Here is a 21,319-nt window from a genome sequence, read left to right as displayed (position 1 = left end):
CATCGAGGTCGGTCAAAGGTCTTTCGCGAGCCGCAGCCCCGAGAACTGCCAGCGTGCCGCTGGCGGAAAGAAATTGCGGTAGCTCGGCCGCGCATGGCCGGCCGGCGTGGCCACGCTGCCGCCGCGCAGCACCAGCTGCCCCACCATGAACTTGCCGTTGTATTCGGCCGCGATGCCGGGCAGCGGACGAAAACCGGGGTACGGGTCGTACGACGAACGCGTCCACTGCCAGACGTGGCCGTTCATCTGCGTGATGCCGGGCGCGTCGAAGGCGGCCTCCCATTCGAATTCGGTGGGCAGCCGCGCGCCGGCCCATTCGGCGTACGCGGCGGCCTCGTAGAAGCTCAGTTGCGCCACGGGCGCATCGGCCTCCATCGGGCGCACACCGTGCAGGCCGAACACCTGCCAGCCACTGGGCGCGGCATGGCCGCTGCCCGCACCCAAGGTGGCGATGCGCGGGTCGTCGGCTTCGAGCCAGTAGGCCGGATGGCGCCAACCCTGCGCCTGCACCGTGGCCCAGCCGTCGGACAGCCACAGCTCGGGCCGCCGGTAGCCGCCGTCGGCAATGAACTGGGCGTAGTCGCCGCAGTTCACCAGCCGGTCGGCGATGGCGTAGGGGCGCAGCAAGGCGGCGTGGCGCGGCGTCTCGTTGTCGAAGCAGAAGCCATCGCCCGCATGGCCGACCTCGACCGTGCCACCCGGCTGCGCCAGCCAGCGCACCTCGGCCGGCACGGCGGCCAGCCGCAGCGCGGGGCCACTCGCGGGCTTGTAGGCCGGCAGCAGCGGGTTGCACGACAGCGCATGCAGGATGTCGGTGAGCAGCAGCTCCTGGTGCTGCTCCTCGTGGTTCAGGCCGAGCGCGACGATCGGCTCGATGGCCGCCCAGTCGAGCTTCCCGGGCGCCGCGAGCAGCGCGAGCACCGCCTCGTCGACGTGGCGGCGGTAGGCATGCACCTCGTCGAGCGACGGCCGCGTGAGCAGCCCGCGCTGCGGCCTCGGGTGGCGCGGCCCGAGCGCCTCGTAGTACGAATTGAAGAGGTAATGAAAGCGCGCATCGAAGGGCCGATAGTCCGGCGCATGCGGCTGCAGCAGCACGGTCTCGAAGAACCACGTCGTGTGCGCCAGATGCCACTTGGTCGGGCTGGCGTCGGGCATCGACTGGATGCACTGGTCCTCGGCGGACAGCGGTGCGGCGAGCGCCAGGCTGGCGGCACGCACCGTGCGGAATCGCTCGCGCAAGGCGTTCGCCACGGGGGCGATCGGCCGGGAAAACGTCATGAAGTCTCCAGTCGGGTCAACGGGAAGTTGTAGCCCATACCGGTGACAGGGCCACGTAGGACAAGACGCCGCCGCCTCGCCGCCGCAAGAGCCTGTCCTTCGGGCTGGCGCCCCGGACCGCTGCGTATGATTCGGACGATGCAAACCCCCTCTCCTTCGGCCAGGCCCCACGTTGTCATCATCGGCTGCGGTTTCGGCGGGCTCGAAGCCGCGCGCAAGCTGCAGCGGGCCGACGTCGATGTGACGGTGATCGACAAGACCAACCACCACCTGTTCCAGCCCCTGCTCTACCAGGTGGCAACCGCCGGGCTCGCGGCGCCGTCGATCGCGGCGCCGGTGCGCGCCCTGTTCCGCAAGCAGGCCAACGTGACCACGCTGCTGGCCGAGGTGACGGGCATCGACCCGGCCGCGCGCAGCATCCAGCTGGCCGACGGCAGCCACGTGGCCTACGACCACCTGATCGTTGCGGCCGGCGCCACGCACAGCTATTTCGGGCACGACGAGTGGGCGCCCGCCGCGCCGGGCCTGAAGACGCTGGCCGACGCCTTCGAGATCCGCCGCCGCGTGCTGATGTCCTTCGAGACGGCCGAGACCACCACCGACCCCGAGCGCCGCCGCGCCCTGCTCACCTTCGTGGTGATCGGCGCCGGCCCGACCGGCGTCGAGATGGCCGGCACGCTGGCCGAGATCGCCAAGCACACGCTTTCGGGCGAGTTCCGCCGCATCGACCCCGGCAGCGCGCAGGTGCTGCTGGTCGAGGGCGGCCCGCGCGTGCTGCAGGCCATGCCCGAAAGCCTGAGCCAGAAGGCGCTCGAACAACTGGAACGGCTCGGCGTCGAAGTGCGGCTGAACGCGCGCGTCACCGCCATCGACAACGCCGGCCTCGAAGTGCAGACCGGCGGCGGCCCCGACGGCGCGCCGCTGCAGAGCTACCGCATTCCCAGCAGCTGCGTGGTGTGGGCGGCCGGTGTCGCGGCCTCGCCGCTGGGCCGGCTGCTCGGCAACGCCACGGGCGTCGAGTGCGACCGCGCGGGGCGCATCAAGGTCGAGCCCGACCTGAGCTTGGCGGGCCATCCCGAGATCAGCGTGGTGGGCGACCTGGCTGCCGCCATGAGCCACGCGCCCGGCAAGCCGCCCAAGCCGGTGCCCGGCGTGTCGCCCGGCGCCAAGCAGGCGGGCCGCGCAGCGGCGGCAAACATCCTGCGCCGACTGGCGGGCCAGCCCACCGTGCCGTTCCGCTACGCCGACTACGGCAACCTGGCCACCATCGGGCGCAACTCGGCCGTGGTCGACCTGGGCACGCCCTTCGGGCCGCTGCGCTTCAGCGGCCGCTTCGCGTGGCTGTTCTGGCTGTTCGCGCACGCGTACTTCCTGATCGGCTTTCGCAACCGCGTCGTCGTGATGTGGGACTGGGCCAGCGCCTACTGGAGCTTCCAGCGCAACGCGCGCGTGGTGGCCGACGTGCAGGGCCGCAGCGAGTCCTGAGTCACAGCAACGCCGCGCGATGACGTTGCTCTGGTGGGTCGTGTTTCATGCGCTCGATGCGCTGTTCTGGCTCTGGATCCTGCGCTGGGGCGGCGCCGCCTGGCTCGAAGGCAGGTTTCTCTCGGGTTTTCTCGTCAACATCTTCGCGCCACGCTGGGGCGCCGAGGGCCTGCGCATGTTCGCGCTGCTGATGCTGGTCGTGTGCGCCATCAGCTTCGTCTGGGGCCTGCTCATGCCCGAAGTGCGCTGCTGGTACTCGGGCCACTGCTGACCTTTTGAATCGCGAGGTGCCGTCAGGCGCTCAGGACAAGGGTTCGAAGCGCACGTCGCCCCACGGCTGCGAACCGCCACCGTTGCGCGGCTGCTCCCGCCGTTCGCGCCGCCAGTCCCACGGCGGCGTCGGCGCCGTGTCGGCCCACAGGCCCAGGTGCTGCGCGCGCGCCGCGGCCTCGAGGCGAAACAGGTCGCCGCCGCGCTTCTTCGCGATGCCGTGGTAGTCGTACACCCAGGCCCAGCCCTCGGCCACCATGCGGCGGCCGGCGTCTTCGCCGTTGCAGCGCACATCGGCCACCGTACGGCCGTAACGGTCGGTGTCGCGCTCGGTGATGACGGCCTTCTCGGCGTAGCACAGGCGGCTCAGCGCCTGGCGGCTGCGCTGGCCGTAGGGTTGCGCTTTCTCGGGCGCGTCGATGGCGGCGATGCGCACCTTGACCTGCTCGTACGCGCCACTGCGGCCGCAGCGCGCGGTGAGCGTGTCGCCATCGCTCACGCCGACGACGAGGCAGGTGCGCGGCGACGCCGCGTGGGTCAGCAGCGGGAGGGAAAGACCGAGGGACAGAAGCAGGAAGACGGGGCGAAAGCGCATGCGGAAAGGGAACGGAACACGGGGCCGGGAATGGCCGACGATTCTCGGCGCGAAGTGCGCGCTCCGCCCTTCGGATGCATTTGTTTTCGTCTTCGCGTCAGCGCGTGGCGGGCGCGCCGGTCGACTTGCGCACCACCAGCTCCGGCCGCAGCACCACGGTGGAGGCTGACAGCGCCTGCCCGTCGATCTCGTCGAACAGCATCTCGGCCGCGCGCCAGCCGAGTTCTCGGTGCGGCAGGCGGATGGTGGTGAGCGGCGGATCGACCATGTCGACCAGCGGCATGTCGTTGTGGCCGGTGACGGAGATGTCTTTCGGCACGCGCAGGCCGGCCTCGCGCAGCGCGTCGTAGGCGCCCAGTGCCACGAGGTCGTTGCAACAGACCACGGCCTGCGGCGCGGCACCGGCCGCAAGCATCTGCTTCATCGCGACCGCCCCCGCCTCGCGGCTGTAGCTCGCGCACTCGACGATGCGGGCCGGCTTCATGCGATGGTCGCGCAAGGCCTGCTCCACGCCCAGCAGGCGACCCACGCCGGTCGGGATGGTCTGCGGCCCCGCAAGGTGCGCGATGCGCTTGTGGCCCAGGCCCACGAGGTGATCGACCGCGAGCTTCATGGCCAGCCGGTCGTCGCTCACCACGGCGGGCAGGCGGCCGGTTTCGTCGGCGCGGTTGACCAGCACGGACTTCATGCCGGCCTTGGCGACGAAGTCGACCAGCGGATCGTCGCGCGTGGCGGTGGCCAGGATCACGCCGTCCACGCGCTGCGCCAGCATGCGTTCGAGCACCGGCCGCGCGAGCGCCGGATCGACCACGTTGGTGACGAACACGAAGTAGCCGCGCGCGGCCGCGCTGGCCTCGATGCCTTGCAGGATCGGCGGGAACACCGCGTTGGTGATGTCGGGCACCAGCACGCCGATGGTGTGGGTGCGGCCCGTGCGCAGCGCCGAGGCCGCACGGTTGGGCCGGTAGCCCAGGCGCTGCGCGGCCTCTTCGACCACGCGCAGCACCTCGTCGCTGATCAGCGAGCGCTTCTCGGGGCTCAGCGCGCGCGACACGGTCGACACGTGCACGCCGGCGGCGCGGGCGACGTCGCGGATGGTGACAGGGCTGGAAGACGATGGGGCGCTCATTGATGCAAACGATTGTTAGACATCCGGAGGGCCATGGCGGGCAAATTCCCATTCTGGCATCTCGGATACCCACCATTTTACTTTTCCGGAATTTGACTTAGTATCGTGCAAACGATTGCAAAGACCCGCCATGAACATCGCCACCTCCCCCGATTCAGTGCTCGGCTTCGCGCTCGACGCCATGCAACACACACCCGACCCGCGGCTGCGCACCGTGATGGACGCGCTCACGCGCCACCTGCATGCCTTCGTCCAGGAGGTGAAGCTCACCGAGGAAGAGTTCGAGCAGGCGCTCGAATTCATCGTCGCCATTGGCCACGCCACCGGCGAGACCAAGAACGAGGTGGTGCTGGCGGCCGACATCCTCGGCGTGTCGACCGTGGTTGCGCTGCAGAACAACCAGGACCCGCACGGCGAATCGCCGGCCGCCCTGCTCGGCCCCTTCTGGCGCGCCAACTCGCCGGCCTGCGCGGCGGGCGAGAGCATCGCGCGCTCGGGCACGCCCGGCACGCCGCTCGAGGTGACCGGCACGGTGCGCAATGTGAGCGGGCAGCCGATGGCCGGCGTCACGGTCGACGTGTGGCAGGCCTCGCCGGTCGGGCTCTACGAGAACCAGGACCCGGAACAGGACGACATGAACCTGCGCGGACGTTTCACCACCGACGCGCAAGGCCGCTTTCATTTCCGCAGCGTGCGCCCCGCCGGCTACCCGGTGCCCACCGACGGACCCTGCGGCGTGCTGCTGCGCGCGCAGCAGCGCCACCCGAACCGTCCCGCGCACCTGCACTTCATGCTGAGCAAGCCGGGCCACAAGGTGCTGATCACGCAGGTGTTCGCCGACGACGACGAGAACCTGGAAAGCGACCCGACCTTCGGCGTGACGCGGCAACTGATCGGCCGCTTCGCGCTCGCGCCCGATGGCCAGAGCGCCACGCTGCAGTACGACTTTCAGCTCGAGCCCGGCGAGATGAAGTTCCCCCGTCCGCCCATCCCCTGACCTCCCCCATTCCACAACGCCTCTTCATCCCATGAGCTTCGACCCTCAATCCCAACTCCACGGCAAGGTCGCCGTCATCACCGGCGGCCTCGGCGCCATCGGCTACGCCACGGCCACGCGGCTGGCCGCGCTGGGCGCCACCTGCGTGCTGCTGCACCGCAGCGGCAACGACGGTGCCGCGCGCGCCGCCGCGCTGCCCTCGGACAGCGGCCAGCACCACGGCGCGACCCGCGCCGACATCGTCGACACACCGAGCCTGCAGGCCGCCGCCGCCGAGGTGAAGGCCATGCACGGGCGCTGCGACATCCTGGTCAACAGCGCGGGCCACACGCAGCCCATTGCGGCCGGCGACCTCGACGCGCTGACCGACGAACTCATCGACGACTTGCTGCGCGCCAACTTCCGCGGCGTGTTCGCCACCATCCGCGCCTTCGCGCCGATGCTCAAGGCGACCGGCGATGGGCTGGTGGTCAACATCTCGTCCATCGCCGGCTTCACGGGCGTGGGCAGCAACCTCGCGTATGTCGCGGCCAAGGCCGGGCTCGACGTGGTGGGCGACGCGCTGGCCAAGGCGCTGGCGCCCGCGGTGCGCGTGGTGTCGGTGTCGCCGGGCGCGGTCGAGTCGGGCTTCGTGCCCGGCCGCGGCGCCGAGTTCGCGAACAAGATGGCCAACACCACGCCGCTGGGGCGCATCGGCAAACCCGACGACGTGGCCGCCACCGTCGAAGCGCTCGCCACCACGCTGCGCTTCGTCACCGGCACGCGCATCGTGGTCGACGGAGGGCGCCACCTGTGAACAACCCAAAGACGCTCATCACCTGCGCGGTCACGGGCAACCTCGTGAAGCCCGAGCAGACGCCGCACCTGCCGATCACGCCGGTGCAGATTGCCGACGAATGCCTGGCCGCCGCCGAAGCCGGCGCGGGCCAGGTGCACATCCACGTGCGCCACCCCGAGACCGGCAAGCCTTCGATGGAGATCGAGCTGTACCGCGAGGTGGTCGACCGCATCCGCCGCGAGAACCGCGAGCTCATCGTGAACCTCACGACCGGGCCGGGCGGGCGCTTCATTCCGAGCGAGGACGATCCGAAGATCGCCGCACCCGGCACCACGCTGCTGCCGCCCGAGAAGCGCGTGGAACACATCGCCCTGATCAAGCCCGACGTGTGTTCGCTCGACCTCAACACCATGAACTCCGGCCCCGACGTGGTGATCAACACGCCGAAGAACGTGCGCCGCATGGCCAAGGTGATGCGCGAGGCCGGCGTGAAGCCCGAGTTGGAGATCTTCGACTCGGGCGACATCCACCTGGCGCTCGACCTCATCGCCGACGGCACGCTCGACGGCCCCGCCATGTGGACCTTCGTGCTCGGCGTGAAGTACGGCTTTGCGCCCACGCCCGAGACGCTGCTCTACGCACGCAACCTGCTGCCGCGCGGCGCCTTCTGGAGCGCCTTCGGCATCGGCCGCACGGAGTTCCCGATCGTCGCGCAGTCGTGGCTGCTGGGCGGCCACGTGCGCGTGGGCATGGAAGACAACATCTACCTCGAGAAAGGCGTGCTGGCCGAGAGCAACGCGCAGCTCGTGGCGAAGGCGCACGACATCCTGCGCAGCCTGGGCGGCGACGTCGCCAACCCGCGCGAGGCCCGCGCGATGCTGGGACTGGCCGACACCCGCACCGTTCAAGGAGCCGCACGATGAGCGCCATCCTTCACGAGCCCCGCGCACTGCGCGTGAACGGCAAGGCCGCCAACCTCGAGGCGCTGCACCTGGACGCCGCGCCGCAGCCCGAGCCCGCCGCGCCGCCCGGCCATGCCGTGGTGCGCGTGGCCGCCGCTGCCGTGAACCCGAGCGACGTGAAGGCCGCGCTGGGCCTCATGCCGCAGGCCGTCTGGCCGCGCACGCCGGGCCGCGACTTCGCAGGCACCGTCGTGAGCGGCCCCACGGAATGGATCGGCCGCGAGGTCTACGGCTCGGGCGGCGACGTCGGCATCACACGCGACGGCTCGCATGCACGCTACCTCGTGCTGCCCGAAGCGGCCCTGCGCGCCAAACCGAAGGGCATCTCGATGGACGAGGCCGGTGCGGTGGGCGTGCCCTTCGTCACCGCCTACGAGGGCTTTCGCCGCAGCGGCATGCCGCAGGCGGGCCAGACGGTGCTGGTGCTGGGTGCCAACGGCAAGGTCGGGCAGGCGGCGGTGCAGCTCGCCGCGCAGGCCGGTGCGCGCGTGATCGCGGTGCAGCGCGGCCCGGGGCCCTTCGCGGGGTTTGCAAGCGCGCCGGTCGATGTGGTCGATGCGCGCCAGCATGCCGACGTGGGCGCGCAGGTGCGCGAACTCACCGACGGGCGCGGCGCGCACATCGTCTACAACACCGTGGGCAGCGCCTACTTCGAGGCCGCCAACAAGGCGATGGCCAAGGGGGCCACGCAGATCTTCATCGCCACGCACGACCGCGCGGTGCCCTTCGACATCTTCGCGTTCTACCGCGGCATGCACACCTACGTGGGCATCGACTCGCTGGCGATGGACTGCGTCGCCTCCACCGCGCAGCTCGACGCGATGCGCGAGGGCTTCGAGCGCGGCACGCTGAAACCCTTTCCCGTCGCACGCCACTTCGCACTCGACGAAGCGATCGATGCCTACCGGCTGGTGCTGTCGGGCAGCACCGACCGCGTCGTGCTGCGCCCCTGAACCGAGAGAAGGAACGTCGCCATGCATGTGACCCGTTTCAGCGAGGCGCCGCACTACGAGGCGCCCAACCACTTCGACATGCGCTGCCTGCGCCTGCAGGGCAAGGAAGCCGGCCCCTCCACGCAGATGTGGATGGGCATGAGCCAGATCCTGCCCGGCGGGCGCACCGGCCTGGACGGCTCGCCGATGGAAAAGCTGTACCTCGTGCTCGAGGGTGAGCTGCACATCGTCGGCGAACTCGAGGGCGCGCACCAGGAAGACGTGCTCCTGCCCTACGACAGCTGCCGCTTCGCGCCCGGCGAGAAGCGCCAGCTGGAGAACCGAAGCAACCGCCCGGTGCTGGTGGCGCTGGTGATGCCGACCGCACCGCCCGCCTAGCGCTCTCCTTTCTCAGTCAGTCATTCATCGCTCGCACCAACAAATCAACGGAGACAAGACGCATGAAGCAGACATTCCCCTGGAGCCGCCGACAGGCACTCGCGATCGCGGCGGCACTCGCGGCCTGCACGCTCGGAGGCGCGCATGGACAAGGCACTTGGCCGGGCACGCAACCGATCAAGCTGGTCGTGCCCTTCACCGCAGGCAGCGGCACCGACATCGTCGCGCGCCTCGTGGCCGAGAAGCTGGGGCCCGCACTGGGCACCAGCGTGATCGTCGACAACCGCCCCGGCGCGGGCGGCACGCTGGGCGCGGCCATCGCCGCGAAGGCGCCGGCCGACGGCTACACGCTGCTGGTGCATTCGGCCGGCCACCTCGTGAACCCGTGGATCTACAAGGGCCTGTCGTACGACACGCTGAAAGACTTCACGGGCGTGACGCCGATGGCCAGCCTGCCCAATGTGCTGGTCACCGCGCCTTCGCACTTCACCGACGTGAAAGACCTCGTGGCCAAGGCAAAGGCCAAGCCCGGCGGGCTGAACTACGGCTCCGCGGGCAACGGCTCGGCCACGCACATGAATGCCGAGGTGTTCCGCCTCGCGGCGGGCGTCGATGCGCAGCATGTGCCGTTTCGCGGCACGCCCGAGGCCATGACCGAGGTGATGGCCGGACGCGTCGACTGGTTCTTCGCCCCGATGGTGTCGGCGCTGCCGCTGATCAAGAGCGGCAAGCTGAAGGCGCTGGCCGTGGGCACCGCCGGCCGCTCGTCCGCCCTGCCCGACGCACCCACCACCGTCGAGGCCGGCGTGCCGGGCTCGGCCTACCTGTTCTGGGTCGGCCTGTTCGCGCCCGCCAGGACGCCGCAGCCCGTGGTGGAGCGCCTGCAGTCCGAGGTCGCGAAGATCATGGTGTCGCCCGAGTTGAAGGACCGGCTGGAGAAGCTCGGCGCCGAACCCTTCACCATGCCCACGGCGCAGTTCAACAAGTTCATCGCCGACGAGACCGCGAAGGCCCAACAAGTGGTCAAGGCCGCAGGCATCAAGGTGGACTGACAGGGGGTGCCGCGCGACTCAGCGCAGCAGCCCCGCCAGCACCGGCACGAGCCCCGCACCACCAGCCACGGCAGCAGCACCGGCGCCCCACGCGACGGCGCGCGGGCGGTACGGCAACAGCAGCGCCACCGGCAACGCCCCCGCCGACAGGAAGCCCAGCCACGCGACCGACCCGACCGTGGCGCCCCACGCCATCACGCAAGGCACGACGGCCGCGGCCAGCAGCACCACGCCGATCACGCGCAAGCCCGTGCGCCGACGCGCAGGCACTTCACGCCCACGCGTCAGCTGCTCGTGGTGCCGGTCCATGGCAAAGCTCAGGCACGACATGCCCGCATACGCCAGCGCGAGGCCAAGCAACGAAGCCCACACCGTCGTCATCGCGCCCCCTTCCGCAGCAGATGACGCAGCGCGCCGAGCGCCGCAAGGCCGAAGGCCATGACGCCCAACTCGACACCGAGGCTTTCCCAATCGCTGCGCAACAACTGCGCCAGCAGGTGATCGCCCGTGGTGAGGAAATTGACCACCGGCAGCAGCAGGCACAACGCGGCCAGCGCACCGAGTTGCTCGCGCCACGCGCGCGCCGGTTGGCGCACGAAGGCATGCACGAGCGCGAGCGCCCACAACGCGAAGAAGACCTGCAGTTCGCGGTCGGCACGATGCCCGATGCCCACCGGCACCAGCCGGTTGGCCCACAGGTAGCCCACGCAGGCAATGGCCAGGCCGGCGATGGCCGCGACGTTCAGCGCTTCGACCAGTCGATAGACCCGCGCCGTCGCGCCGCCGAACTCGCCGAGGTGCTTCTGGCGGCGCTTGACGATGAACAGCACGGCGCCCGAACCCATCATCGCGGTGCCCGCGAGGCCGCACAGAAAGTAGAGCCACTTCATCGGCCAGCCGCCGAAGGTGACCATGTGCAGCCCGCCCATGGCCGACTGCGCGGTCATGGCCGCACCGCCGTCGGCGGCGCCCGGCAGGCGCACGCGCTGCACCTCGCCGGTGGCGGCCGAGAACTGCACCATACCGGAGGTGGCAGCGCTGAGCCGGCGCAGCGCGTCGTCGTCGCCGTTCCATCCGTACACGCCGATGCGCGCGCCCGCGTCGCCCGGGTGGTCGATGACGACTGCGCGCACCGGTTGGCCCATGCGCTCCTGGCCGCGCGCGGCGAACGGTTCGAGCACGGGCACGGGCATGGCGCGGCCGGTGGCGACGGGGTTTTCGCTGCCGCTCAGCTCGGACACGAAGCGCATCTGCGCCGCCGGGCCCGTGCCGTAGTGCAGCACCTTGGGGGCCGGCATGAAGCTGGTGCCCGAGATCACGAGGCCGGTGTAGGCGATCATGAACTGGAAGGGCAACGTCAGCACCGCCACGGCGTTGTGCGCGTCGAGCCAGCTGCGCTGGCCCTTCTTCGGCCGGAAGGTGAAGAAGTCCTTGAAGATGCGCTTGTGCGTGATGACGCCCGACACCAGCGCCACCAGCATCGCCATCGTGGCGATGCCGATGATCCACAGGCCGACTGTGCCGGCATGCAGCTCGTAGTGAAAGTCGACGAAGTGGTGGCCGCCCTGCGTGGCGCGCGCCGCGTGGCCGGCCCCGTCGTTCAGCGGCTTGCCGGTGACGGGGTCGAGCGTCACGCCCACGTACTCCCGGTTGGCATCGAACCAGAACACGCGCAGCTCGCCGCCGCCTTGCGCGTCCGAAGGCCACAGCTCCCACATCGGCGCGCCCGGGTGGTGCCTGGCCATGTAGGCCATGCCCCAGGCCAGGCGCTGCGCGCGATCGGCCGTGGGCTCGCCCTTCTCCTTCTTCGCGGCGGCTGCGGCTTCCTCGGCGTGGTGCTCCGGGGTCATCCAGTGGGTGATGGGCTCGTCGAACACAGCCAGCGTGCCGGTGAGGAACACCGCGAACAGCAGCCAGGAGAACCACAGACCGCACCAGGTGTGCAGCCAGGCCTGGGCCTGGCGGAAGCCGCCCTGCGACGGCGCCTTGGTTGCCGGCGTGCTCATGCCCCGCCTCCCGCGCCGCGCAGGGCCAGGCCGAGCCCGGCCAGCACCACGGCCGGCAACACCAGGCCGGCCCAGGCGCGCGGCAGCGACACGGGCGCGAACGCCCAGATCACGGCGACGGTGTAGACCGCGAAGCTGAACTGCATGCCCCCGAGCGCGGCCTCGGCACGGCCGGACGGCAGCACGGCGGCCAGGAAGACGGCGGCGGCCGAGGCCAGCGCGTAGCCGCCGAACACGGCCGCCGCGACGCGGGACAGCAGCCGCAGGGCGGGAGAAAAAGAGGAAGAGCGGGTGTACATCGGGGACGGGAAAACAGGGCGCGGAAATGCGCCCCTCCCCTACATGACCAACGAGAACGGAAAAAGGGTCACGCCCCGGCTGTTTCGGCCGTCAGAACGCGTAACTGAGCGTCGCCACCGCGTTGCGCGGCGTGCCGAAGTAGGCCTGCCCGTCGATGTTGCTGTAGTACTTCTTGTCGAAGAGGTTCTCGATGTTCAGCTGCAGCGCCAGCTTGGGCGTGAAGGCGTAGCGCGCCATCAGGCTCACGACCGCGCGCGAGCCCTGCTGGTAGCGCAGGTCGACGTCGCCCACGCTGTACGCGTAGTAGGTGCGGTTCTGCCAGTTGACGCCACCGCCCAGCGTGAGCCGGTGCCATTCGCCGGGCAGGCGGTAGGTGGTGAACAGCGTGGCCTGCGTGGTCGGCATGGTGGTGTTGATGCGGTCGCCGTTGCCCTGGCGGCCCAGCGTGCGCGCGATGCCCGCGCTCAGCTGCCAGCCCGGGGCCAGTTCGCCCGACACCTGCAGCTCGATGCCCTTGCTGGTCACGCCGCGCGCGCCGTAGTAGGCCCCTTCGGTCGAGTTGGGCACGAGCTTGGTGCCGTCGCGCTGCGCCACGTTTTCCTGCTCGGCGCGGAAGACGGCGATCGAGGTGTTGAGCTTGCCGTTCAGGTGCTCGCCCTTGAGGCCGATCTCGTAGCTCTTGCCGGTCACCGGGTCGAGGTACGAACCGCCGGCGTCGCGGTAGTTCTGCGGCTGGAAGATGTCGGTGTAGCTCGCGTACACCGAGTAGTTCGGGCTCAGGTCGTACACCAGGCCCGCGTAGGGCGTGAACACCTCGTGCTCACGCGTGGCCGGGGCGTCGGCGGTCAGGCGCGTGGAGCGCCAGCTGTTCTGGCGGCCGCCCACGATGAGCTTGAGCGAATCGGCCAGCGACAGGCGCGCGGCGCCGTAATAGCCGGTCTGGCGCGTCTTGGTGATGCCGGAGACCTTCAGCGGGTCCCAGGCCGGCTCGGGGTACGACGCAGCATTCCACTGGTAGAAGTTGCCGGTGTCGGGCAACGCGCTGGTGCGCGGATGGCTCGCCTCCACGTAGCGCGACTGGCTGTTGGTGACACCCACCACCAGCTCATGCGTGCGGCCCAGCAACGTGAACGGGCCGGTGGCCTGCACGTCGAGGCTGTTCTGGCGGAACTCGTGTTCGAAGTAGCCGGGCAGCGAGCCCAGGCCGCGGCCGGTGAAGCGGTCCAGCCCGCCGAAGAGGTACAGCAGCTTGGCGTTCTGCTGACTGTCGCGGTGCGAGGCATTGGCCTTGAGCTTCCAGCCGTTGTCGAACTGGTGCGTGAGGTTCGCGAACGCCGTGGTGGTGGTCGTGTCCCAGTGGGTCCACGGCGTGCCGATGGTCTTGGAGCGGTCCCAGCGCGTGGCCGTGCCGTCGCTGAAGGTCAGCGGCAGCCCGCCCCAGGTCGACGACGTGGGCCGCGTGGCCTGCGACTCGATGCCCACGCTCAGCGTGGTGCTCGGCGACAGGTCGGCATCGACCACGCCGTACAGCACGTGCTTGCGGCCGTGGTACATGTCGATGAAGGAGTCGCGGTCTTCCGTCATGCCGATGATGCGGGCGCGCACGCGGCCGTCTTTCGTGACCGGGGTCTGCAGGTCGACCGTGCCGCGGCGCAAATTCCACGAGCCCAGCGCGAGCGACGCGCTGCCGGCGAACACCTTGCTGTCGGCGTGCTTGCGCACCAAGTTGACCGAGGCCGACGGATTGCCCGCGCCGGTGAGCAGCCCGGTCGAGCCGCGCACGACCTCGATGCGGTCGTACAGCACCGGGTCGTTGGTGGAGGCGCCGAAGAAGTCGGTCGTGACCGTGGTCGGCACGCCGTCGTACTGGTAGTTGTCGATGTAGAAGCCGCGCGCGTACAGGTCGGTACGGTCGCTGTCGGAGCTCACGGCGAACACGCCGGGCACGTTCTGCATGGCCTGGCCGAGCGACAGCAGGTTCTGGTCGTCGATCTGCTGGCGCGTGATGACGGTGACCGACTGCGGCGTCTCGCGCGGCGACAACGACAGCCCCGTGGCCGCCGCCGTGGCGCGCGTGGTGTAGCTGCCGGTGCCTTCGGTCGTGCCGCTGCGGTCGGCGTCGGCCGTGACGGTGACGGGCGAGAGCGTGTCGATACCGCCCTGCCCTGCGTTCCCTGCGACGGGCGCGCCGGCCTCGCGGCGGTTCAGCGTGTAGCTGCCGTCGGTGCGCGCCACCACTTGAAGGCCGCTGCCCGCAAGCAGGCGCTCGATGGCTTCACGCGCGGTGTAGCGGCCTGAAATTGCGGGGCTGCTTCGCCCCTGCGTCAGCGCAGGATCGAACGACAGCGCGATGCCGTTGCCGGCCGCGAAGGTGGCGAGCGTACGGCCGAGCGGGCCGGCGGGAATGTCGTAGGCGCGGGACGCCGCCGCGTCGAGCGACGACGATGCCTGCGCGAAGGCCGGCCCTCCCGCGCCGGCCAGGCCGCCGAGGGCGAGCGCCATCAAGGCATGGCGAAGGACGGTGTTCAGGCGGCGCTCTGCGAACGGGCGCAAGGCGGACGGGCGGGATGCGGACATGGAGACGGGCCTTTCGGTTGGGCAACGACGGTGAGTTCTTCACCCTCCTTGCCAGCCGAAACGAAAAAAAGTCTCACCCCCGGATCGAAATATTTTTCGAGGCGCCCGCCGCTTCTGCATCTTCTTGCGCCGCGCGCGGCACGAGCGTGACCCAGTAGCCGCGCAGGCGCGTGGCCGCGTCCACCGGGTAGGTCGACACCAGCATGCGCAGCACGCCATCGGTGTCGGCCAGCGGAAATGCGCCCGAGATGCGCAGGTCGGCCACGGCCGCATCGCACTGCAGCAGGCCGGGGCGGTAGCGCGACAGCTCGGCGGCGAAGTCGGCCAGCCGCATGCCGTCGGCGAGCAGCATGCCCTGCGTCCAGGCCAGCACCGAGGCATCCGCCGGGCTGACGCTGTCGATGCCGTCGGCCGTGAAGCGGGCCTGCTGCCCGGCCGGCAACACGCGCGCGGCGGCGCGGTCGGGCGTGATGCGCACCGCGCCTTCGAGCACGGCGACGTGGGTGGCGCCGTCCGCTTCCTTGCGCACGCTGAAGCGCGTGCCCAAGGCTTCCAGCGTGCCGCCGGCGCTGGCCACGCGGAACGGGCGATGCACGCCGGCGGGGTCGGGCGCGGTGGCGATGAAGATCTCGCCCGCGTGCAGCACGATGAGGCGCTGCACGCCGTCGAAGTGCACATCGACCGCGCTGGCGGTGTTGAGCGTGAGGCGGCTGCCGTCGGCCAGCCGCAGTTCGCGGCGCTCGCCGGTGCCGGTGCGATGCCCGGCCATCCAGCCGCGCTCATCCGCCATCTCGACCGCCTGCCAGCCGAGCCAGCCGGCGGGCACGGCCGCAAGCAGCGCGGCGAGCCGGCCGAGCGTGGCGCGGCGGTTGTTGCCATTCCCGCGTGCGGGTCGCGCGAGCGAAGACATCGCCAGCGCCGGCGGCAGGCCGCCGAGCTTGTTCATCAGCAGCTCGGCGCGTGCCCAGGCGCGGGCGTGGTCAGGATGGCTCTGGCGCCAGCGCTCGCAGGCGCGGCGGTCTTCGTCGGTGACGGCGCTGTCGTGCAACCGCATCAGCCATTCGGCGGCCTCGTCGAGCACGCGCGGGGCAAGTGCCGATGTTTCGAAATTCATGGCGCTCATGCCATCACCGCCAGGCAGCCGCGGAAGCCCTGCTGCATGTAGCGCTTGACGGTGACGAGCGACACGCCCAACTCGCGCGCGATGTCTTCGTATTTCATGCCGTCGAGCTGCGACAGCAGGAAAGCGCGTCGTGCGAGCGGCTTGAGGGCGTCGAGCATGGCGTCGATCTCGTGCAGCGTCTGCAAAATCACCAGCCGCTGCTCCGGCGACGGCGCCTCGGGCTCGGGCATGACGGCCAGCGCCTCGAGGTAGGCGCGCTCCAGCGCCTGGCGCTGGTACCAGTTCACGAGGATGTTCTTGGCCACGCTCGTGAGGTAGGCGCGCGGCTGCGCAATGACCTCGGGGTTGCGCGCCGTCAGCAGCCGCGCGAAGGTGTCCTGCGCCAGGTCGGCCGCGTCACACGAGTTGCCGAGCTTCTTGCGCAGCCACGACTGGAGCCAGCCGTGGTGGTCGCTGTAGAGGGTGTGGACTTGCTGGAAGGCGGCTTCGGCAGCGGACATGGCGGGCGGCACGGGGGCGGGAGCTCCGTCTACAAATAAGAATTATTCTCATTTTAAGCAAAAAGACCGCAGGACCGCCCTCCCCGTGCTTCCAGGCACCCCGGCTCAGGCCGGCTGCGCAAGTGCGAGCGCGTCCGCACCGGCCGGATAGCGCAGCGTCGCCTCCGTGTCGTTCGCGGCGCGCCAGACGGCCTCGGCCACATCGGCCGCCGTGGTCAGGTCCGTCGGGTTGCCCAGTGCCGCGAAGACGGCCTGCGCGAGCGGTGCGTAGTCCGGCGGGATCAGGCCTTGCATGCGCTGCGCTCCGTTCTCGGTGAAGCGCGTGCCGGGCCCGTAGCCCGGCTCGACGAGCTTCACGCGCACATTGAACGCCGCCAGCTCGAACGCGAGCGAGGCGGTGAAGCCCTCGATGGCCGTCTTGCTCGCGGTGTACGCAGCCACGAGCGGCATCGGCGCGAGCGTGACGGTCGAGGTGACGTTGATCAGCAGTCCCGAGCGCCGCGTCCGGAACTGCGGCAGCACGGCCTGCGCCATGGCCATCATGCCGAAGGTGTTGGTCTCGAACACCTCGCGCACGGTGGCCATGGGCGTGGCCTCGAAGGCGCCGAAGAGCCCGACGCCGGCGTTGTTCACGAGCACGTCGATCGGGCCCGCGTTCGCGATGGCGGCGGCGATGCTGTCGGGTTGCGTCACGTCCAGCGGCAGCACGCGCAGGTTCGGCGCGTCGGGAAAGAGGTCGTCGCGCGGCGTGCGCATGGTGGCGATGACGCGCCAGCCCTGCGCGTAAAAGTGGCGTGCGGTGGCCAGGCCGTAGCCGGACGAGCAGCCGGTGATCAGTGCGGTTTTCAATGGCGTTCCTTGGAGGTGGGTGATGAAGAGCCCCAACGATAGGAGCCATCAGCCGGACTCGCTACCATCCAGCGTCGCCATTTCTTTTGCAGGAGTCCAGCCATGGCCGATCCACTCGCCGAGGTCATCGCGCTGCTTCGGCCGCGCGCCGTGTATTCCAAGGTGATCGCGGGCGCCGGTGCCTGGGCCGTGCGCTACACGGCCTTCGGCCAACCCAGCTTCTGCACGATGCTCGAGGGCGAGTGCGTCCTGGCGGTCGATGGGCAACCGCCGCTGGCGCTGGCCGCCGGTGACTTCCTGCTGATGCCGGCCACGCCCGGCTTCACGCTGTCGGGGCTCACGCCGGCGCCACCGGTGTTTCTCGACCCGCATGAACAAGCGGCGCGCGAGGACGCCCACGGCGAGGTCCGCCACGGCGATCGCGAAGGCCCGCCCGACGTGCGCATGCTCGGCGGCTACTTCGCCTTCGACTCCCCGGACGCTGCCTTGATGGTGTCGCTGCTGCCCTCGGTGCTGCACATGCGCGGCGTCGCGCGGCTGTCGCTGCTGGTGCAGCTCGTGCGCGAAGAGTCCATGGCGCAGCGACCGGGGCGCGACCTCGTGCTCGGGCGGCTGGTCGAGGTGCTGCTGATCGAGGCGCTGCGCTCGGCGCCCGGCGACGGCGCGCCGCCGGGGCTGCTGCGCGCGCTGGCCGACAGCCGGCTGGCCGCCGCCGTGCGGCACATGCACGCGGACCCCGCGCGTTCATGGACGGTGGAAGAGCTCGCCGGCAAGGCCGCGCTGTCGCGCTCGGCGTTCTTCGAGCGCTTCTCGCGCGCCGTGGGACTGCCGCCGATGGAATACCTGCTCGCGTGGCGCATGGCGATCGCCAAGGACCTGCTGCGCCGCGGCGGCTGCGCACCGGCAGACGTGGCCGCGCGCGTCGGCTATGCCTCGGCCAGCACCTTCAGCACGGCGTTCAGCCGCCATGTGGGCCAGGCGCCGGGGCGCTACGCGCGCCAGCCGTCGTAGCAGATGCAGAAGATGCGGCGGCGGCTCAGGCCGCCGGTTGCTCAGCTTCTTGCAGCAACCGCCACATCACCTTGCCGCTGCCGCTCTTCGGCAGCGCATCCACAAACGCCACCTTGCGCGGAATCTTGTAGACCGCCATGTTCTCGCGGCACCAGTCGATGATCTGCTGCTCGGTCGTGTCCTTGTGCGTGGCGCGCAGCACCACCACGGCCTTGACCGATTCGCCGCGGTAGTCGTCCTTGGTCGAGATGACGCAGGCTTCCTGGATCGCGGGGTGGCGGAACATCAGCAGCTCGACCTCGGCCGGCCACACCTTGAAGCCGCTCGCGTTGATCATGCGTTTGAGGCGGTCGGTGATGAAGAAGTAGCCCTCCTCGTCCATGCGGCCCATGTCGCCCGAGCGGAAGAAGCGCTTGCCCTCGAACTCGACAAAGGCGGCCCTCGTGGCGTCGGGGCGCTTCCAGTAGCCCTGGAACACCTCGGGGCCGTGGATGATGATCTCGCCCGATTCGCCGATGGGCATCTCCTGCAGCGTGTCGGGGTCGACCACGCGCGCGTCGGTGCTCATGAACGGAATGCCCAGGCACTGCTGCTTGGGGTGGTCCGAGGGGTTGGTGTGCGAGGGCGCGGCGGTCTCGGTGAGGCCGTAGCCTTCCTGGTACTTCAGGCCGTACTGCTCGAACAAGCGCTGCGCCACGGCCTGCGGCATGGCGGCGCCGCCACCGCCGATGTGGGTCATGCTCGTGAGGTCGTAGCTCGCGAAGTTGGGGCTGGCCATGAGGTCGATGACCATGGTCGGGATGTTGGTCCAGCTCGTGACCTTCCAGCGCGAGATGAGCCGGCCCGCCACGTCGCGGTCCCAGCGCGGCATGATGACCAGCGTGGCCGCCGCGAGGATCGAGGTGTGCATCATGCTCACCACGCCGGTGATGTGGAACATCGGCACCACGGCCAGCACCACCGCCTCCGACGTCGCCTGGCCCCAGAGCTGGCCGGCCATCGCGTTGTGCATGAGGCTCGAATGGTGGTGCACGCAGCCCTTGGGCAGGCCGGTGGTGCCGCTGGTGTAGGGCAGCAGCGCCATGTCGTTCGCACCCACGACATGCGCGGGCGCCGGGTGGCCGGCCGCGAGCGCGTCGGTCCAGGCCATCGCCTGGCCGCCCGCCAGCGCGGGCAGCGGATGGCGCGTGCCAAGCCAGTCGGCCCAGGCCGGCGCGGGGGCGTCGTCACCGGTCACGTTCGCATCGAAGGCGTCGGTGAACTGGGTCACGATGACATGCGACAGGCGCTGCTCGGCCGGCAACGCATCGCTGGCCTTGGCCAGTTCGGCCGCGAGGTCGCCGGTGGTGATCGCGACCTTGGCGTCGGGGTCGGTGATGTAGTGCTTGAGCTCTTCGGCCCGGTTCATCGGGTTGACCGGCACCACGACGGCATTGGCGCGCAAGATCGCGAAATGCGCGATCACCAGCTGCGGGCAGTTCTGCATGTTCAGCACCACGCGGTCGCCGCGCTGCACGCCCAGCGCATGCAGCGTGCCGGCCAGCCGCTCGACCTGGTCGGCCACCTCGCGGTAGCTCAGCACGCGGCCGAAGAAGACCAGCGCGGCCTTGTCGGGATAGCGCGCCGCCGAGGTCGCGAGGTTGTGCCACAGCGAGGTGGCGGGCACGGTGATCGAATGCGGGAGGCGCTTGGGCCAGAACTTGTAATGCGGGCGTGGTTGCATGGTCTGTGAACAGGCGGAAGGAAAGAGAAAAAGAAGCGGTGCGAAAAAGGCGCAGCGCGCCAGCCTAAGACGCAGCGGCCGCCGCTCCCATCGGGGAAGCCCTCGGGGCGTCACCTTGGCGACGCCCATTAGTCGTACGTTGGCCGTGTGAACGCATCGGCTATCGTGCGGGCTCCGCTTCACCTGCGCCTGTCTGCCATGCCTGATTCCGCCCGCCCCACCCTCCGCCGACGGATCGTCCTCTTCGGTGCCACGCTGGCCGCGACAGGCTGCGCGCTGCTCTCCAGGTTCGGACCGCAGGAGCCGGCGACATCCTCGCAGCCCAAGGAGCCGCCGACGTGGTTCATGGCCGACTGCTGGCTCGGCACCGAGGAGGTGGTTCCGCCCCTCCCCAGAAAAAGCAGCAAGGGCGGCGGCTCGATGTTCGGAACCCTGACGCTCGCCACCGGCAGCTTCCAGTGGCGCGTGAACTACGCGCGCCTGAGCGGGCCGGCGACGCTCGCGGGCTTCCATGGCCCTGCCGCCAAGGGCAGCAACGGCCCGCTGGTGATCCAGCTGCCGCCGCACAGCCGGGCCGAGCTGCGCGACCCGGACGGCGACGGCTACGAGCTGACCGGCACGAGCACGTTGACGCCGGCACAAATGGCCGACCTCATGGCCGGTCTCTGGTACGTCAGCGTGTCGACCCAGGCCTGGCCGGCGGGCGAAGTCCGGGGTCAGCTGAAGCGCAGCACGTCCGGCGTGCACGGCGTCTGAGATCGGCCCGGGCGCGATCATCGCCACGCGCGATGCGCCCTGCGACTACAGACAGCGGCGGCTTTCGGAGCGATACCTGCGGTTCTCACTCCGAGCAACCCACCACCACCCCGACTGAAGGAATCGCCATGGCAGCAGAAAAGCACGCAAGCGTTCACTGGGAAGGCGCCGGCAAGACCGGCAAGGGCCAGGTCAGCACCGAGACCGGCGCCCTGAAAGACTATCCCTACGGCTTCGCCAGCCGCTTCGAAGACGACCGGCGCGGCACCAACCCCGAAGAGATCGTGGGCGCCGCGCACGCGGCCTGCTTCACGATGGCCTTTGCCTTCGCGCTCGAAAAGGAAGGCCTGGCCGCCACGAAGATCGACACCCGCGCCGCCGTGCGGCTGGCCAAGGACGGCGAAGGCTTCAAGATCGACCGCATCGCGCTGGAACTCGACGCCAGCGTGCCGAACCTGGACGAGGCGAAGTTCCAGCAGATCGCCGCCGCCGCCAAGGCCGGCTGCCCGCTGTCGAAGGCGCTGGCGAGCGTGCCCGAGATCACGCTGAAGGCGACGCTGGCCGGCTGACCGCGCTGCTTATGATCGTCTCCACAAC

Annotated in this window: 22 protein-coding genes; 11 read left to right on the top strand and 11 right to left on the bottom strand. The window is 70.1% G+C overall.

Translation table 11 applies throughout. From position 1 onward, the window contains the following. Positions 1-12 precede the first annotated feature (12 nt). Complete coding sequence (gene egtB / locus GFK26_RS16315) at positions 13-1,278, bottom strand: ergothioneine biosynthesis protein EgtB (RefSeq protein WP_153282866.1); 1,266 nt, start codon at positions 1,276-1,278, stop codon at positions 13-15. 138 nt (positions 1,279-1,416) lie between these two features. Between egtB and GFK26_RS16310 the strand changes: the two genes are divergently transcribed. Both GFK26_RS16310 and GFK26_RS16305 read left to right on the top strand, forming a co-directional pair. Continuing rightward, positions 1,417-2,763, top strand: a complete 1,347-nt coding sequence (locus GFK26_RS16310; RefSeq protein WP_153282865.1) for an NAD(P)/FAD-dependent oxidoreductase — start codon at positions 1,417-1,419, stop codon at positions 2,761-2,763. 19 nt (positions 2,764-2,782) lie between these two features. Next, positions 2,783-3,034, top strand: a complete 252-nt coding sequence (locus GFK26_RS16305) for a hypothetical protein (protein WP_153282864.1) — start codon at positions 2,783-2,785, stop codon at positions 3,032-3,034. A gap of 30 nt (positions 3,035-3,064) precedes the next feature. Here GFK26_RS16305 and GFK26_RS16300 read toward each other — a convergent pair whose 3' ends face one another. Both GFK26_RS16300 and GFK26_RS16295 read right to left on the bottom strand, forming a co-directional pair. Beyond that, positions 3,065-3,628, bottom strand: a complete 564-nt coding sequence (locus tag GFK26_RS16300) for a thermonuclease family protein (protein WP_153282863.1) — start codon at positions 3,626-3,628, stop codon at positions 3,065-3,067. Between the two features lie 97 nt (positions 3,629-3,725). Further along, positions 3,726-4,757, bottom strand: a complete 1,032-nt coding sequence (locus tag GFK26_RS16295) for a LacI family DNA-binding transcriptional regulator (protein ID WP_153282862.1) — start codon at positions 4,755-4,757, stop codon at positions 3,726-3,728. 130 nt (positions 4,758-4,887) lie between these two features. On the opposite strand from GFK26_RS16295, the gene GFK26_RS16290 reads away from it, so the two are divergent. From GFK26_RS16290 to GFK26_RS16265, 6 genes are all read left to right on the top strand, one after another. Next, complete coding sequence (locus GFK26_RS16290; RefSeq protein WP_153282861.1) at positions 4,888-5,754, top strand: dioxygenase; 867 nt, start codon at positions 4,888-4,890, stop codon at positions 5,752-5,754. Positions 5,755-5,785: 31 nt separating this feature from the next. Further along, positions 5,786-6,550: an SDR family NAD(P)-dependent oxidoreductase gene (locus GFK26_RS16285; RefSeq protein ID WP_153282860.1), complete on the top strand. Its 765-nt coding sequence runs from the start codon at positions 5,786-5,788 to the stop codon at positions 6,548-6,550. Beyond that, entirely contained in the window at positions 6,547-7,455 is a 909-nt protein-coding gene (locus GFK26_RS16280) for a 3-keto-5-aminohexanoate cleavage protein (RefSeq protein ID WP_153282859.1), read from the top strand. The genes GFK26_RS16285 and GFK26_RS16280 overlap by 4 nt, the downstream gene beginning before the upstream one ends. Further along, a complete protein-coding gene (locus GFK26_RS16275) occupies positions 7,452-8,447 on the top strand; it encodes a quinone oxidoreductase family protein (RefSeq protein WP_153282858.1) in 996 nt (331 codons plus the stop codon). The genes GFK26_RS16280 and GFK26_RS16275 overlap by 4 nt, the downstream gene beginning before the upstream one ends. Positions 8,448-8,468: 21 nt before the next feature. Further along, the gene (locus GFK26_RS16270) at positions 8,469-8,825 is read left to right on the top strand and encodes a cupin domain-containing protein (protein ID WP_153282857.1); all 357 of its coding nucleotides are present in this window, start codon (positions 8,469-8,471) and stop codon (positions 8,823-8,825) included. Positions 8,826-8,887: 62 nt separating this feature from the next. Beyond that, positions 8,888-9,877, top strand: coding sequence for a Bug family tripartite tricarboxylate transporter substrate binding protein (locus GFK26_RS16265; RefSeq protein WP_153282856.1), 990 nt, complete (start codon positions 8,888-8,890; stop codon positions 9,875-9,877). Positions 9,878-9,895: 18 nt separating this feature from the next. Here GFK26_RS16265 and GFK26_RS16260 read toward each other — a convergent pair whose 3' ends face one another. From GFK26_RS16260 to GFK26_RS16230, 7 genes are all read right to left on the bottom strand, one after another. Beyond that, positions 9,896-10,258, bottom strand: a complete 363-nt coding sequence (locus GFK26_RS16260; protein ID WP_153282855.1) for a DUF3325 domain-containing protein — start codon at positions 10,256-10,258, stop codon at positions 9,896-9,898. Continuing rightward, complete coding sequence (locus GFK26_RS16255; RefSeq protein ID WP_153282854.1) at positions 10,255-11,883, bottom strand: PepSY-associated TM helix domain-containing protein; 1,629 nt, start codon at positions 11,881-11,883, stop codon at positions 10,255-10,257. The genes GFK26_RS16260 and GFK26_RS16255 overlap by 4 nt, the downstream gene beginning before the upstream one ends. Continuing rightward, positions 11,880-12,182, bottom strand: coding sequence for a DUF3649 domain-containing protein (locus GFK26_RS16250; RefSeq protein ID WP_153282853.1), 303 nt, complete (start codon positions 12,180-12,182; stop codon positions 11,880-11,882). The genes GFK26_RS16255 and GFK26_RS16250 overlap by 4 nt, the downstream gene beginning before the upstream one ends. 91 nt (positions 12,183-12,273) lie before the next feature. Continuing rightward, a complete protein-coding gene (gene fhuE, locus GFK26_RS16245; RefSeq protein ID WP_194274096.1) occupies positions 12,274-14,760 on the bottom strand; it encodes a ferric-rhodotorulic acid/ferric-coprogen receptor FhuE in 2,487 nt (828 codons plus the stop codon). Between the two features lie 73 nt (positions 14,761-14,833). Continuing rightward, positions 14,834-15,883: a FecR domain-containing protein gene (locus GFK26_RS16240; RefSeq protein ID WP_228122035.1), complete on the bottom strand. Its 1,050-nt coding sequence runs from the start codon at positions 15,881-15,883 to the stop codon at positions 14,834-14,836. Then, the gene (locus GFK26_RS16235) at positions 15,880-16,383 is read right to left on the bottom strand and encodes a sigma-70 family RNA polymerase sigma factor (protein ID WP_153282851.1); all 504 of its coding nucleotides are present in this window, start codon (positions 16,381-16,383) and stop codon (positions 15,880-15,882) included. The genes GFK26_RS16240 and GFK26_RS16235 overlap by 4 nt, the downstream gene beginning before the upstream one ends. A gap of 105 nt (positions 16,384-16,488) precedes the next feature. Then, entirely contained in the window at positions 16,489-17,232 is a 744-nt protein-coding gene (locus GFK26_RS16230; RefSeq protein ID WP_153282850.1) for an SDR family oxidoreductase, read from the bottom strand. A 102-nt stretch (positions 17,233-17,334) separates the two neighbouring features. On the opposite strand from GFK26_RS16230, the gene GFK26_RS16225 reads away from it, so the two are divergent. Beyond that, positions 17,335-18,243, top strand: coding sequence for an AraC family transcriptional regulator (locus tag GFK26_RS16225; protein ID WP_153282849.1), 909 nt, complete (start codon positions 17,335-17,337; stop codon positions 18,241-18,243). A 25-nt stretch (positions 18,244-18,268) separates the two neighbouring features. Here the strand turns inward: GFK26_RS16225 and GFK26_RS16220 are convergent, their stop codons facing one another. Further along, positions 18,269-19,966 carry a long-chain fatty acid--CoA ligase gene (locus GFK26_RS16220; protein ID WP_153282848.1) on the bottom strand — a complete coding sequence of 566 codons (1,698 nt, stop codon included), beginning with the start codon at positions 19,964-19,966 and terminating at the stop codon, positions 18,269-18,271. 345 nt (positions 19,967-20,311) lie between these two features. On the opposite strand from GFK26_RS16220, the gene GFK26_RS16215 reads away from it, so the two are divergent. Both GFK26_RS16215 and GFK26_RS16210 read left to right on the top strand, forming a co-directional pair. Further along, the gene (locus tag GFK26_RS16215; protein WP_194274094.1) at positions 20,312-20,722 is read left to right on the top strand and encodes a CHRD domain-containing protein; all 411 of its coding nucleotides are present in this window, start codon (positions 20,312-20,314) and stop codon (positions 20,720-20,722) included. A 128-nt stretch (positions 20,723-20,850) separates the two neighbouring features. Continuing rightward, positions 20,851-21,291, top strand: coding sequence for an OsmC family protein (locus GFK26_RS16210; protein WP_153282846.1), 441 nt, complete (start codon positions 20,851-20,853; stop codon positions 21,289-21,291). Positions 21,292-21,319 lie beyond the last annotated feature (28 nt).

This window comes from Variovorax paradoxus, from assembly GCF_009498455.1.
Classification (GTDB): Bacteria; Pseudomonadota; Gammaproteobacteria; order Burkholderiales; family Burkholderiaceae_C; genus Variovorax; species Variovorax paradoxus_H.
The sequence above is the reverse complement of the archived record's forward strand: the minus strand, read 5'-3'. Positions and strand labels throughout refer to the sequence as shown.